This window comes from Maribacter spongiae (assembly GCF_047345125.1).
In the GTDB taxonomy this organism is placed as follows: domain Bacteria; phylum Bacteroidota; class Bacteroidia; order Flavobacteriales; family Flavobacteriaceae; genus Maribacter.
Map to the genome: position 1 here is coordinate 1 of NZ_JBLFEQ010000011.1, position 14,318 is coordinate 14,318.

Sequence of the window (14,318 nt, forward strand, 5' to 3'; positions counted from 1 at the left end):
TTTCCGCCGTCATTTCATTTGTACTAACACGAGCTTCATTTTTAGCAAGCAGTTCTAAAATCCGTTGTAATATTTTATTTGTTTCTTTTGATTCGCTCATTTTCACAAATTGTAGCTAACGGTTTGTGTAAGGATAGTTGCGTGATTAAGCAACTAAATTAGCAAAAATGGAACGAACCAAAGGAAAATCCGCAGGATTTTCCGAGTAGGCAAGAACCAAGCAATTATTTTTACACGTTGTTAGCATTAGTTATTTGTTTTTGATAAGCAATGGGTATACTTCACCAGAGTCATGTTCATCAATTAAGAACATAAAATCATTCTTATAATTAAGGGATTCAAATGCATTATTTGAGTTAAGTTTTGATAGAACATCTTGAATAGCAATCATTCCTTCAAGTTTATGTAACTCAATCAGTTCATTATATCCTTCAATATCTTCTATATCATCAATATCAGAATAATTATCACTGTATTTTTCAGGCAGATTAGAGTGGTCCAAAGCCTCAAGACCGTCAAAGAAGTTTAATTTTATTCCAGGGCAAGCATAAAATTCTGTTGTGAAGTCATAATCAAATCCCATATCAAACTTGTCCGTTTGTACTTGATAATCTTTCCATTCCCCAATTCCGTATGCGGTAGCTTCTACATTTTTCTGAAAGAAATAGTCATACTCAAAAAGAATTGCAAATAACTGCTCTTCTTTTTTAATTCCTTTATTAGGGTTTGTCCACCATTCCTTTAAATTTTCAAGAATTTCATTTTCTAAATTCTGTTTGTAGTTTTCAAAATCGAATTCATTTAAATTCTTAAAAATGTCTTTTAGATAACTATCTAGGTTCAAAATAGAATTAAGAACAGACAAACAAGACTCTTTTCTTTTTGTCAAATTCTTTCTTATTAATTCATTGGTCATAGTTTTGGGTTAATTAATGCTAACGGTCTTGTATATGAAAAGTAGCGGGTTTTATGTACTAACTTTTCGGACTATACCTGACCTTTAATTTATTCATTTTGTTTCGATTAAGCGATTAAACCGCTATTTTTTATATACGTTGTTAGCCACTGGCTTTTTTTCCGTAATTCACTATTTCAATTTTCTCTTTGTATCTTAAAATTCCAGCTTTTTGCTCAGGCGTTTTTTCATCTCGTCCACGATATTTTTCCATAAAGGAATCCGGTAATTTTAGATGATTATTCATTGGGCGTAATCCGGTTATATTTGGGTTTCGAGAGTAGTTTGTTTTTTTATGACTAATCTTAAAATCAGCTGTAATGATATTTAAAATGTTAGGTACAATTTCTTTGAAATCGTTTGGGGAAGAAAATGTCATATCGTCTACGAAAGAAGTGAATGTCAATCCATTTTCTTTTGAAAAATTATCCAAGATGTTTCCAGTTTTTCTAAACACAAGATTTGCCAAAGTGGAAGAAGTTGGTGCTCCTTGTGGAATTTTACCGTTATATGTAGTTAGTTTGGTTAATAAACTTGAAACTTCGTGAGAGAATTTCTCTTCTACGAACATTTCATAAACCGATTTATTTGTAATCGAAGGGAAAAAGTCTTTTAAATCAGTTGTAAACTTATATTTTTTTCCTTGGTGTTTTTTGGCGTTAATTACATTGTCTCTACCTTTTACTGCTCCATACGCATAGTCAGGCATATGAAGTTTTAAAAGTATGTTTTTTTGAATTCTCTTTTGTATAACCTTTAATCGATTTATACTCGGGTTAATAATCCTTTGTTTTGGATTTCCTTTACTATCCAATTTAGGTTTGCCGAATTTGTCCGTTTTGACAATTATTTTCTCTCTATAGTACTTATCAATATCTTTTAAAATCGACTGTATTTCTTTTAGGTCAACTTTAAGCATAAATGCTAAATGTTTTGGTGTGTTTATCATTGGGCAACAAAGAACTGATTGACCAAAGACTTGACAGAAGGTGCTATCATTTTAAATGCTTCTGCCTTTTCTGGTTTCACATCTTTATTGTCAAGTGAAAGGAAAAAGAGGATTGGTAAAGGCGTTTCCAAATTGTTAGAAATAACCTTTAGAGTGGATAGATTTGGTTCCTTTAAATTGTTTTCTATTTGAGATAAGTACGCTTGGGTAATATCACATAACGCAGCAAATTGATTTTGTTTTAATCCTTTTTGCTTTCTTATTGATTTTATTGTTTGTCCTAAGTCCATACTGTTTTTGGTTTAAAAAAAATTAAGGGGTGTCGGGTCAGAAAATGTTCGTGAAGCCATCAGAATCAGAAAACACTTTTGCAAGTAATTCTAAGCCTTTCATAATTAAACTCCAGTCAATAGGTTTTTTACTACCTATTTTCTTAGACTTCTTTAGAAAACTGAGAGTCTCAGTTAACAGAACTTTCTCGTCATCCGAGAATGAACAACGATTCTCGGAAAGGATGGTCTCAATACCTTGTATCAAGCCATCAACGTTTTTGTAAACATTTTTTTTCATTGAAAATAAATTTAATTCAGGGCAATATCGCCCTGCCATATTTCCAATACGCCTGTAATTAAATTCATACGCGTTGTTCAAATGTTCACCCCAAAATTAATCCTGCCATTAGAAAGCTATTAATTATAACAATCAATAAGCAGTTATTGGTTTTAATCTTTTCAGATTATGACTTCTTAAAGTGTTCAGGGGATTAGCCCTAAACGGTATCAGTCTTATGACCGAATACGTGTTGTCGCCAATAGAACCATAAAGGTTGTGTAACTCAATACACTTCAATTGTTTTGAACTTAATTACATTAATTCACAAAAACTCTTTCAAAGAACTATGATGCAAATATATAAAATATAACTGAGAGTTAAAAATAAATTCAAATATTTTTTCTTAAATCTATAAATTTGTAGTGAAGATTGCTGTTTTCAGCTTGTGGCTAACTACTGGATATACGGCAAAAGCCACATAACCTTCTTTTATAGGTTGAAAATAATACTTTTTATTCGTAAATTGATATATTCACGGTATTATGTCAGTTCCCGATTTTGTGAAAATATTGGAAGTTAAACGGTATAGCAATAATACCATTGAGAGCTATACATCGATTGTAAGAATGGCCGGTTACTTTTTTCAAAAGCCCTTGGACAAAGTTGATGAAACGGAACTTCACAGATATTTTTATCACATGGTACATATCAAAAAGATATCTTATTCATACCAGAAACAGATAGCCATGGCACTAAAGCTTTATTATAAAGAGATGTTTGGGCAAAGCATTAACCTAGAGTTCTTGTTTCCAAGTAGAAAACCCAATAAACTTCCTGTGGTGATTGCCAAGAAAGATATAATGAAAATCGTGGAAAAAGCAAATAATATCAAGCATAAAAGTATGATAGCCCTAACCTATAGCGCAGGTTTAAGGGTGGGTGAACTGATTGACCTGAAAATTGGCGATATAGATTCCGCAAGAATGATAATCCATGTGAAATCGGGAAAGGGCAATAAGGATCGGATAGTTCCCTTGTCGGAAAGGATATTGTTGATGCTTCGGGAATATTACAAAGAATTTACACCTGTCCATTATTTGTTCGAGGGGCAAAAGAGAGGAAAGTATACCACCTCCAGTTTCAACAAGCTTCTTAAGGCAGCTGCTAAAAGGGCAAGAATCAATAAACCGATTACCGCACATACTTTACGGCATAGTTATGCGACCCACCTTTTGGAAAAAGGAACCGATATCCGGGTCATCCAGAAACTTTTAGGACATAATTCCATTAAGACTACGATGATATACACCCAAGTGACCGAACCTACTTTGTTGAATGTTGTAAGCCCTTTTGACGATTAGGATGTTCCCGTAAAACGGCCTGTTTGTGTATGTTTGAAACGGCAAAAGAAAAATTGCCAAAAAAGTCCGCAAACCATAAATAGTTGAAAACCTAAAGAACCACTTTGGATGTCCAAATAGGTGTCCTAAATTTGAGAATGTGAGATATAAGAGAATGATATTCATTATGTTTTGAGCTGAAGTTCCATCCTGTCATCCCGATCAGGCAAAAAAGTACCTAAAACACAATTTTAGTGGATCAAGAACAAAAGCTGTTCCTATGTCATAAATATATGACCTGAACAAAGCATGGGTTCAGAATCGTAAAAAAATGGTCGGTTTTCACTTTATCTTAAGGATAGTTTAAAAAAAGGTTTTTTTGAGAGGCATGATTTAATTTTTTTAACATTATAAATCAAGTATCTTTGAACCCGAATTTTAGTAATCTTCATTACTACATTATTTATGCTAAATAATCAATTTAAGAATAGATGAATAGGGAATTAGATCAATTAGCGGCCGATAATATCAGGGCACTGGCAATAGCAATGGTTGAAAAGGCAAAATCCGGACATCCGGGCGGACCTATGGGAGGTGCGGACTATATGCATATACTGTATTCCGAATTTTTTAATTATGACCCTTCGGATATGCATTGGCCGTTTAGAGATCGTTTCTTTATGGATGCAGGCCATTTATCGTCCTTGATGTATGCACAATATTATCTTTTGGGAAATTATGGGAAGGATGACGTTGCCAATTTTAGGCAATGGGGTTCAATTACCCCAGGACATCCAGAAGTCGATGTAAAAAGGGGGGTGGAGAATACTTCGGGTCCGTTAGGACAAGGGCATACCATGGGAATTGGAGCGGCCATAGCGGCAAAATTCCTCAAAGCGCGCTTTGGGGATTGGATGAACCATAAGATTTATGGGTTTATTTCGGATGGAGGGGTTCAAGAAGAGATTTCCCAAGGGGCAGGTAGGCTCGCGGGGCATTTGGGCCTTAATAACTTCATTATGTTCTATGATTCAAATGATGTACAATTGTCCTCTAAGACCGATGAAGTTACCTCGGAGGATACGGCCAAAAAATATGAGGCATGGGGATGGAAAGTAATCACGATCGATGGCCATGATCATGACCAAATTAGAAAAGCCCTTTCCGATGCCAATTCGGAAACCGAAAAGCCAACGTTGATCATTGGACGTACTATAATGGGAAAAGGCTGTGTTGCGGCAGATGGTTCCATATATGAAGGGTATACGGAACTCCACGGGAAGCCAATTGGTGACACCGGAGCAGATTATGCCAAGACATTGAAAAATCTGGGAGCCAATGTAGATGCCCCTTTTAATATCTACGATGAAGTAGAACGCTTTTATACGGACATCTTAGAAGGTAAGAAAAAAGCCGCTTCCTCAAAAAAGGCCGAAATAAAGGCTTGGGAGGATACAAATGAAGAATTGGCCAAAAAGCTTGATGGTTTTCTTTCAGGTTCATTACCAGAACTTGATTTCAGTTCCATTGAACACAAAGAAGGTTTGGCCACCAGGGCCGCATCTTCGGGAGTTTTGGGTTATTTGGCGGAGCATGTGGAAAATATGATCGTTTCTTCTGCCGATTTGTCCAATAGTGACAAAACCGATGGATTCTTAAAAAAGACGACCGTCCTTAAAAAAGATGATTTCTCCGGGGCTTTCTTACAAGCGGGGGTTGCCGAACTAACAATGGCATCCGTTGCCAATGGAATAGCGCTTCATGGGGGCGTAATACCTGTAGTAGCGACATTTTTTGTGTTTTCGGATTATATGAAACCTGCCATAAGATTAAGTGCCATACAAGAACTTCCTGTTAAATTTGTATGGACGCATGATGCTTTTAGGGTAGGGGAGGATGGCCCAACACACCAGCCTATTGAGCAGGAAGCCCAAATAAGATTACTGGAAAAAATTCAAAATCACAACCACGAACAGAGTTTTGTGGCCATTCGCCCGGCGGATTCCCAGGAAACCAGTGTAGCATGGAAAATGGCTATGGAGAATACCAAGACCCCAACGGGACTCATTTTGTCCAGGCAGGGTATTAAGGATGTTCCGGCAGTATCCGGTTCCAGATATGATATGGCCCTAAATGCGGAAAAGGGAGGATATTTGGTAAAAGAGACCCCAAATCCAGATGTGGTACTTATAGCCAATGGTTCGGAAGTAGCTACATTGGTGGCGGCCGCACAACTTTTAGAGGATAAGGAAGGGTTGAAAGTAAACATAGCCTCTATTCCGTCGGAAGGAATTTTTAGGCAACAAAGCCCGGAATATCAACATAAGGTCATTCCTTCGGACAAGCCTATTTTTGGACTTACCGCAGGCTTGCCGATTAATTTGGAAAGTCTTGCCGGTCCTAACGGAAGAGTCTTTGGGCTACAACACTTCGGTTATTCCGCTCCAGCTTCGGTATTGGATGAAAAATTTGGGTTTACGGGAGAAAAAGTGTACAAAGAGGTAATGGATTTTTTAAAATAAATACAAACGTATAAACAATTAAGACATGAAATTTTTTATAGATACAGCGAATTTAAACGATATTAAGGAAGCCCAGGATTTGGGAGTTCTTGATGGGGTTACGACAAACCCTTCCTTAATGGCCAAAGAAGGGATTACCGGTGCGGAGAATATCTTGGGCCACTATAAAAAAATCTGCGATGCGGTAGAGGGTCATGTAAGTGCCGAGGTAATCTCTACGGATTTTGATGGAATGGTAAAGGAAGGCGAAAAATTAGCCGCCCTAAACCCGCAAATAGTAGTTAAGCTTCCTATGATCGCAGATGGGGTCAAAGCCTGTAAGTATTTTTCCGATAAAGGAATAAAAACCAATGTAACCTTGGTTTTTTCGGTAGGTCAAGCATTATTGGCCGCTAAAGCGGGAGCCACTTACGTATCCCCTTTTATCGGTCGTTTAGACGATATCTCAACAGATGGTTTGGGGCTTATCTCGGACATCAGGCATATATATGATAACTATGGTTTTGAGACCGAAATATTGGCCGCTTCCGTGCGTCATGTCATGCATGTTATCGATTGTGCCAAAATAGGAGCGGATGTGATGACAGGCCCGTTAAGCGCTATAAAAGGATTGTTAAAACACCCGTTAACGGATAGCGGTTTGGCAAAGTTCCTGGAAGATTACAAAAAAGGAAATTAAGCATACACGTTAGAGGCAATAAGGAAACACCTGATGATATATCATTAGGTGTTTTTTTGTTTTATATATTAATCAATATTTTCCAGGCCCGATACCGGGCTTATGGCACTACTTTTCTTAGGCCTTAGAAGATCCAGGGCAGCGTTGACCGTATTTACGGGAAGCTTGCAGGTATTGTTCCGGCAGACATAGATAAAAGTGTCCTCATCATCATAACGCCCTTCAAATAATGGAAGGTTGCTTTCTGCGGTACTGCCCACCAAAAGTATATTGGGAATATATGTTTTGTTCAAACCCTTTAAAAGTGTTTGCGCTTTGGCCCCTACGACCGCAACTTCATAATATGGAAACGTAATATGGGAAAAAAGAGTGGCCCACATGGCATAGGAGTAGGCATTCTCTTTAAGCAATGGTACCATGGCCGATAACATTTGTTCGGATTTTTTTATTTTGTCCGTATCATAGTTAATATGGCCCAATTGAAAAAGATTGTGTGCCATAACGGCATTAGGGGAAGGTATTGTTCCATCATCCGTTTTTATTAGTTTGGAGATAAGCTCATTTCCCTGGTTGTAGGTGTACATATCGGAATCTTCATCGGAAAAATTATGCTGTGCCGTTTTTGTTAAATCATGGGCGAGCTCTAGATATTTTTGATCCGTGGTCGTACTATAGAGTTTTAACGCTGCATTGGCCAAAAAAGAATAATCCTCTAAAAAACCATCAATGTATTTGCTATTGGTCTTGTAGGAATGACCTAATTTTCCTCGATTATAGTTTTTGTCCATAATAAAATCCAATATAGAAATGCCTCTGTCCAAAAAATCTGCATTCCCAAATGCAGCATAAGCCTCCGTATAGCCATTGATGAGCAGTGCATTCCAGGAAGTAATGATCTTATCGTCCGTTCTAGGCCTGACCCTGTTTTTTCGGGCGTTCAATAATAATGTGGCCCATTGTTTTTTCTTTTTTCTCAATATTGATTTAGAAATAGCGGTTTCCGTGATGAAATCCGTATCGTTCTTTAATTGATGCAATACATATTTCCCTTCCTCCCAAACGGCATCTTCCCTAATCGTGAAATACTTGGAAAACAACTCGAATTCACTGCCCAAAACCGTTTTTAGTTCAGCTTGGGACCATACATAAAATTTTCCTTCTTCACCTTCACTGTCCGCATCCAGTGCGGCATAATACCCGCCTTCGGGATTTTTCATTTCACGCTCTAAAAATTCGATAATATCAAGGGCCACATCCTTATAACTTTCTTTCTTAAAAACCTTGTAAGCCTTGGAATAGAGACTCAAGGCCTGTGCATTATCGTACAACATCTTCTCAAAATGCGGCACTTTCCATACGGGGTCGGTACTGTATCTAAAGAATCCGCCTCCAATATGGTCCCGTAGGCCGCCCATGGCCATTTTATCCAAAGTAAGTTCCAGATGTCCCAGAATATCCGGCTCATTGGTTAATATGCCATAGTTCAATAAAAATTCGAGATTTACGGGGATCATAAATTTTTGTTCTCTCTTGTCCCCTCCCCAAACAGCGTCCCAATTGGTTTTCCAATTGTCCAGACTTTCCGCAAGAACTTCCTTTTTCAAAGACTCGACATCAGTAGATGGAGAAATAATATTGACCTCCTGTATCCCTTGGGCTACCCTATCGGAATATTGTTCCGCTTTTTCAGGATTTTCTTTGTAAAGCCTACTAATTTCCGCAAGTACCCTTTCCCATTGTCCCTTGGTATGATAGGTGCCGCCATATAAGGGCTTTCCATTGGGCAAGGTAATCACGTTCAATGGCCAACCCCCATTATTTCCGGTCATTAATTGTACAGCGGTCATGTACACCTGATCTACATCCGGCCGCTCCTCACGATCCACTTTTATATTGATGAAGTTTTCGTTCATCAATTTTGCAATGGAATCATTTTCGAACGTTTCTTCTTCCATTACATGGCACCAATGGCATGAAGAATAACCAATACTTACCAATATCAATTTGTTCTCTTCTTTTGCCTTGTCCAAAGCCTCCTGGCCCCAAGCCCTCCAATCTACGGGATTATGGGCATGCTGCAGTAAATAAGGGCTGGTTTCATGAATAAGGGAATTGGTGTATTTATGCTTGGTTTCTTTTGTAGAATCGGTTTTTATCTGACAGGAAATGGAAGATATGGCAATTGTGATCAAAAGAACATACTTTTTTAAAAAACTAAAAATCACCTTATTTATAGAATACATTTGGACACCGGTTTTAATTTGTTCGTACTGAGTATCAAGATTAATGGCTTCATTTGTCCTTACCACATTACATTTGCTTTTTAAGAAGCTAAGTACGTGGTTTTTTTATCATATTTATTATCTTTTAACTTGTAATTAATCTTCAATAAAAAAATAAAGTACATTTACCGCTTTTCAACCAGTAATGCTTATGAAAAAAGATAGAGCAATGGGCATTTTTATCATTTTGGTGTACTTTGCCTTTGGATGTCAGGAAAAAAAAATATCGAAAAGGACACCTGAAACCCCTATTGTACAAAATAGCCCTGTAAAAACCGAAATTGCACCTGAAGTAGTTATCGTAGAAAAGCCAACCGGTATGACCGTTCCGGACGGAATGGTCTGGGTTCCCGGAAGTGAATTTATACAGGGAGCCGTTCCTCAGGACAAAATGGCCATGGAGCATGAAAAACCGGGTATAAAGGTAGCGGTAGATGGCTTTTTTATGGATATAACGGAAGTCACCAATGCACAATTTTCCAAATTCATAGAAGAAACTGCTTATATAACGGTTGCGGAACGTGCCGTAGATTGGGAAGAACTGAAAAAACAGGTGCCGGAAGATACGGAAAAGCCCCATGATTCCGTTTTACGGCCCGGTGCGCTCACTTTTAAAAAAGTAAAAACAACCTTGTCCGATCTGTATGATTTTTCACAGTGGTGGCATTGGAAGATAGGTGCCGATTGGAAACATCCCAATGGACCTGAAAGTACTACCGAAGGAAAGGGAGGTCATCCCGTGGTGCAAATTGCATATGAGGATGCATTGGCCTATTGTAAATGGGCCGGAAGACGATTACCTACAGAGGCGGAATGGGAATTGGCCGCCAGGGGCGGTAATTACGGTACTACTTTCTTTTGGGGAGATGATGTTGAAAAACTGGCAGGTAAGGCCAACACATGGGAAGGGGAGTTTCCGGTAACCAATGCAAAAACGGACGGATATGAATTAAGGGCACCCGTTAAATCGTACGCTCCCAATGGTTATGGGCTTTATGATATGGCGGGCAATGTTTGGGAATGGACGAGCGACTGGTACAATACCAAGTACTATAGGGAGCAATCCCTTCGTAATACGTTACAAAAGAACCCCCAAGGTGCTGCATCTCCTTACACGCCCAATAATCCGTATGCTCGGGAAAAGGTTGTTAAAGGCGGTTCCTTTTTATGTAGTGCTTCGTACTGTGCCAGTTACAGGGTATCGGCCAGAATGGGATCGAGTATGGATTCTTCTTTAGAACATACAGGGTTTAGAACGGTTTTATCCGTTGATATGATTCAAGAATAACCGAGAGAAATGGACGAACAGACCGATGAACAACTTTTAATAACTTAGGTGTAAGGTTTTTGATTAAAAACCTACTTTTGTAGCATACCAAACATGAAATTTTAAATATTAAGATGGAGGAAAATATAGAACGAATAAAAACATTGATCATAGGTTCTGGACCAGCAGGATATACGGCTGCAATATATGCAGCAAGAGCAGATTTGAAACCGGTAATGTATACGGGTATGGAGCCGGGCGGTCAATTAACGACCACTACAGAGGTCGATAATTTTCCCGGTTATCCAGAAGGTATCGATGGACCTACCATGATGGTCCAGTTGCAGCAGCAGGCGGAACGCTTTGGTACGGATGTACGAATAGGAATGGTTACTGCCGTGGATTTGAGCAAAGAAATTGGAGGTATCCATAAAATTACGGTAGATAACAATAAGCAGATCGAGGCGGAGACCGTAATTATTTCTACCGGAGCCAGTGCAAAATATCTGAACATCCCTAGTGAACAGCGTTTACGTGGTGGTGGTGTTTCCGCATGTGCCGTTTGTGATGGTTTTTTCTACAAAGGACAGGATGTTGCCATAGTGGGTGCAGGAGATACGGCAGCGGAAGAGGCCTCTTATTTGGCGAACATCTGTAATAAAGTGACCATGTTGATACGAAAAGACTATATGAGGGCTTCCAAGGCCATGCAGCATAGGGTGAACAGTATTAAGAATATTGAGGTCAAATACAATACCGAAGTAGATGAGGTATTGGGCGATCAGGTGGTAGAAGGGCTACGTATGGTGAATAATCAAACGGGCGAGAAGGAAGAAATTGCCATCACCGGTTTGTTTATTGCCATCGGACATAAGCCGAATACCGATATTTTTAAAGGACAGTTAGATATGGATGAAACAGGTTATTTAATAACCAAAGGGAAATCCACCAAAACAAATCTGCCCGGGGTTTTCGCTTCGGGAGATGCACAGGATAAGGAATATAGACAGGCCGTAACTGCGGCCGGAACGGGATGTATGGCCGCCCTGGATGCCGAGCGCTATTTGGCGACCGTAGAGACTCCAGAGGAAGTGTCTAATTAAGGAGATAATGAACACTTATTAAAAATGCGGCATTTAGCCGCATTTTTATTTTTCATGTGATCGTTATTTAATCAATCCTGCGATAATTTTCCGCAAAGGTCCTGTGGCCTTCTTCGTCCAAAGAGATTTGACTGTAGTTGTTCTTATCTAAAATAAGTTCGAACCTAAAGACTTGAACAGTGTCTTGAATACCCATCATTACTGCCGAACCGAATTCCAGGCGCTCTTCCAGTTCGTGTTCCGTATTCGTATAGGAGCCATACCCGAACCATTCCGCAGGATCGTCAGGAGCGTAACGTGTCCACATGACCTTTCCTTTACTGTATATTTTAATTTGCCGATATCCGTTTACATTTTGTAACGTATCCGATACCCCGGATTCATCATAATTGTAACGGTTGATAAGTTCCCAAGTGCCCTCTAATGAGGATGCCGTTTGTAGCTTTGAAGAAGTGAAAGTGGTTGCAGAAACCAATAACAACATCAAAAAAAACAGTCCAAGTAATTTTTTCATGGCCGTGTGCTTTAAAAAAGTTATTTATATCATAAAAAGATACAAATTTTATTGATAATATAATAAAGTATTAAGTGAATAATAATGGATTTTATAATAAAAACCATTAAAAAATGATTTATTTGTATTTTAATGGATTTGTTGGTTTTCCAGCATCGGACCGGCCGTTAAAGTAGTGTAATGCCACTGCCCGGTAATCGAGGAAAAACGATTTTTCCATTGGATGTTATGCGGACCCCATTGGCAATATCCTGTTCAAGGAGCAATGCGCCATCCATATCCACATAATCCAATTGTGGAAGTAACTGTGCAATGGCCGAGATACCTACGGTAGATTCGGTCATACAGCCTACCATGACTTTTAACCCTAGTTTCCTTGCTTTTTTGATCATCTGTAAGGCCGGGGTAAGCCCACCACATTTTGTCAATTTTATATTGATGCCGTCAAAATACGGCGCACATTTATCAACATCGGATGCTACAATGCAACTCTCGTCCGCAATTACCGGTAGAATAGGGTATTGCATTATTTTTTCCATACCTTTCCAATCATCCGATTTTAAGGGCTGTTCTAAGAACTCAACGCCCAAGTCCTTTAATATGGGAGCATTTTGTATAGTCTCCTGTGCGGTCCATGCGCAATTGGCATCAATACGAAAAACGGCATCCGTATGCTTTCGTAGTTCCCGAATAATGGTGACATCGTCTTTAGTACCCAATTTTATTTTATAGATAGGCCATGGGAACTCTTTTATTTTTGCTATCATTTTATCCACAGAAGCTATTCCGATCGTGTAATTGGTAATGGGGTACCTATCTATGTTCGTTCCCCATAATTTGTACAACGGCTTTCCCTTTAGCTTGCCATAAAGATCATGGGCCGCCAAATCCAAGGCACAGATGGTAAAATTGCTCAACTTTTTCCGGACTAAAAAAGAATGGAATCCTTCCGGTCCGTTAAACTCAAAAGATTCGATTTCTAGACGAACGGACGCTATTTCCGCCATCATGCCCTCTACCGTTATTTTATAGTATGGATTGGAAGTAGCTTCGCCATAACCCATTTGCCCGTTCAAGGAAAGGCAGACCACCAAAGAATCCATAAAATCACGTGATTCCCGCGAAATACTAAATGTATGCTTTAATCGTAATACATATTTTTTAAGCTGTAGTTGCATCCTGGCAGAAGTTTATACTAAGATGCAAAAGACCTGTCAGGTTTCCAAAACCCGACAGGTCTAAATAGAAAGTTGGATGATTTGATCGATGAATAAAAACCTAATATTTATACACGCTTCCGGAAACGGATTTGTTTTTTGTTACCGCTGCATCCCCGGAATAACCAATATTTGCACCACTGCTTGCATCCGCCGTTAAGTATCCCGATACGTGCACGCTGATGTTGGCACCACTACTGCCATCAGCCCTGCATTCCTCTGCCGTTAAATTCCTTGCGCTAATGTTGGCACCACTGCTGCCATCAACATACATTTTGTTCGTTTTTCCGGATACTTCAATATTGGCACCGCTACTGGCATCAATATCCAATTCATTGACCGCCAATTCTACATTAAGTGCGGAACCGCTACTGGATTTGACCATTACCCGATCACCCTTGATTACGTTTTGTGTGGTTAAATGGGCACCACTGGAACTTTTTATGGCCTCAATATCCGGGAGGGAAACAAAAACTTTTTTTGTTGCCCGGCCTATATTCTCTACGGTGTGTATACGGAGCTTGCCGTTCTTGATATCCGTTCCGATCAAATCGATAATATTCTCATCGGCCTCTACGGCAATCTTGAACGCATCATCCTGGGTAATATACACATCCAACCCTTCCGAAGCGTGGATTGTGGTAAATTCCCGGGTAACCTTTCTGTTTTCCTCTACGACCACTCCATTTCCTTTTTTACCCGAACCAAAATCGCCCAAATTGATATCAAAGGCGCAAGATGATAAAAACAGCGATAGGGCCATGGCGATCGTAACTTTAACTAATGTTGTCATGATTGTTGTTTTTTATACTGAAACAAGTTCAGGATTCGATTAAATGATTGACTTTAATTTTATTTGATATTGAACGGGTGCTGTACGAATGTAAAATTATATTCCTATTCCCTTCTATACCAGTATTTATAACCAAAGTGTCGAT

The 14,318-nt window shown here is 39.0% G+C and carries 13 protein-coding genes; 5 read left to right on the plus strand and 8 right to left on the minus strand.

What is annotated here, in order from left to right:
• Nucleotides 1-250 precede the first annotated feature (250 nt).
• From ACKWB9_RS13555 to ACKWB9_RS13570, 4 genes are all read right to left on the minus strand, one after another.
• Nucleotides 251-916, minus strand: a complete 666-nt coding sequence (locus ACKWB9_RS13555; protein ID WP_414003561.1) for a hypothetical protein — start codon at nt 914-916, stop codon at nt 251-253.
• A gap of 142 nt (nt 917-1,058) precedes the next feature.
• A complete protein-coding gene (locus ACKWB9_RS13560) occupies nt 1,059-1,874 on the minus strand; it encodes a reverse transcriptase family protein (protein WP_414003562.1) in 816 nt (271 codons plus the stop codon).
• A 26-nt stretch (nt 1,875-1,900) separates the two neighbouring features.
• Nucleotides 1,901-2,194 carry a helix-turn-helix domain-containing protein gene (locus tag ACKWB9_RS13565; protein WP_414003563.1) on the minus strand — a complete coding sequence of 98 codons (294 nt, stop codon included), beginning with the start codon at nt 2,192-2,194 and terminating at the stop codon, nt 1,901-1,903.
• 37 nt (nt 2,195-2,231) lie between these two features.
• Nucleotides 2,232-2,474, minus strand: a complete 243-nt coding sequence (locus ACKWB9_RS13570; RefSeq protein WP_414003564.1) for a hypothetical protein — start codon at nt 2,472-2,474, stop codon at nt 2,232-2,234.
• Between the two features lie 524 nt (nt 2,475-2,998).
• Between ACKWB9_RS13570 and xerA the strand changes: the two genes are divergently transcribed.
• The 3 genes from xerA (at nt 2,999) to fsa (ending at nt 6,997) form a co-directional block, all read left to right on the plus strand.
• On the plus strand, nt 2,999-3,817 hold the full coding sequence (xerA, locus tag ACKWB9_RS13575; protein WP_414003565.1) for a site-specific tyrosine recombinase/integron integrase: 819 nt from the start codon (nt 2,999-3,001) through the stop codon (nt 3,815-3,817).
• A gap of 470 nt (nt 3,818-4,287) precedes the next feature.
• Nucleotides 4,288-6,318, plus strand: a complete 2,031-nt coding sequence (locus tag ACKWB9_RS13580) for a transketolase family protein (protein ID WP_414003566.1) — start codon at nt 4,288-4,290, stop codon at nt 6,316-6,318.
• Nucleotides 6,319-6,343: 25 nt separating this feature from the next.
• A complete protein-coding gene (fsa, locus tag ACKWB9_RS13585) occupies nt 6,344-6,997 on the plus strand; it encodes a fructose-6-phosphate aldolase (RefSeq protein ID WP_414003567.1) in 654 nt (217 codons plus the stop codon).
• Nucleotides 6,998-7,065: 68 nt separating this feature from the next.
• Here the strand turns inward: fsa and ACKWB9_RS13590 are convergent, their stop codons facing one another.
• The gene (locus tag ACKWB9_RS13590) at nt 7,066-9,240 is read right to left on the minus strand and encodes a thioredoxin domain-containing protein (RefSeq protein ID WP_414003568.1); all 2,175 of its coding nucleotides are present in this window, start codon (nt 9,238-9,240) and stop codon (nt 7,066-7,068) included.
• Between the two features lie 190 nt (nt 9,241-9,430).
• Between ACKWB9_RS13590 and ACKWB9_RS13595 the strand changes: the two genes are divergently transcribed.
• Nucleotides 9,431-10,567 carry a formylglycine-generating enzyme family protein gene (locus ACKWB9_RS13595; protein WP_414003569.1) on the plus strand — a complete coding sequence of 379 codons (1,137 nt, stop codon included), beginning with the start codon at nt 9,431-9,433 and terminating at the stop codon, nt 10,565-10,567.
• Between the two features lie 113 nt (nt 10,568-10,680).
• Nucleotides 10,681-11,649 (plus strand): thioredoxin-disulfide reductase, encoded by a 969-nt coding sequence (gene trxB / locus ACKWB9_RS13600; protein WP_414003570.1) that lies wholly within the window; start codon nt 10,681-10,683, stop codon nt 11,647-11,649.
• 67 nt (nt 11,650-11,716) lie between these two features.
• Here the strand turns inward: trxB and ACKWB9_RS13605 are convergent, their stop codons facing one another.
• The 3 genes from ACKWB9_RS13605 to ACKWB9_RS13615 form a co-directional block, all read right to left on the minus strand.
• Nucleotides 11,717-12,163, minus strand: a complete 447-nt coding sequence (locus tag ACKWB9_RS13605; protein ID WP_414003571.1) for a hypothetical protein — start codon at nt 12,161-12,163, stop codon at nt 11,717-11,719.
• 167 nt (nt 12,164-12,330) lie between these two features.
• Nucleotides 12,331-13,341, minus strand: a complete 1,011-nt coding sequence (locus ACKWB9_RS13610) for a dipeptide epimerase (RefSeq protein WP_414003572.1) — start codon at nt 13,339-13,341, stop codon at nt 12,331-12,333.
• 100 nt (nt 13,342-13,441) lie between these two features.
• Nucleotides 13,442-14,173: a head GIN domain-containing protein gene (locus tag ACKWB9_RS13615; RefSeq protein WP_414003573.1), complete on the minus strand. Its 732-nt coding sequence runs from the start codon at nt 14,171-14,173 to the stop codon at nt 13,442-13,444.
• Nucleotides 14,174-14,318 lie beyond the last annotated feature (145 nt).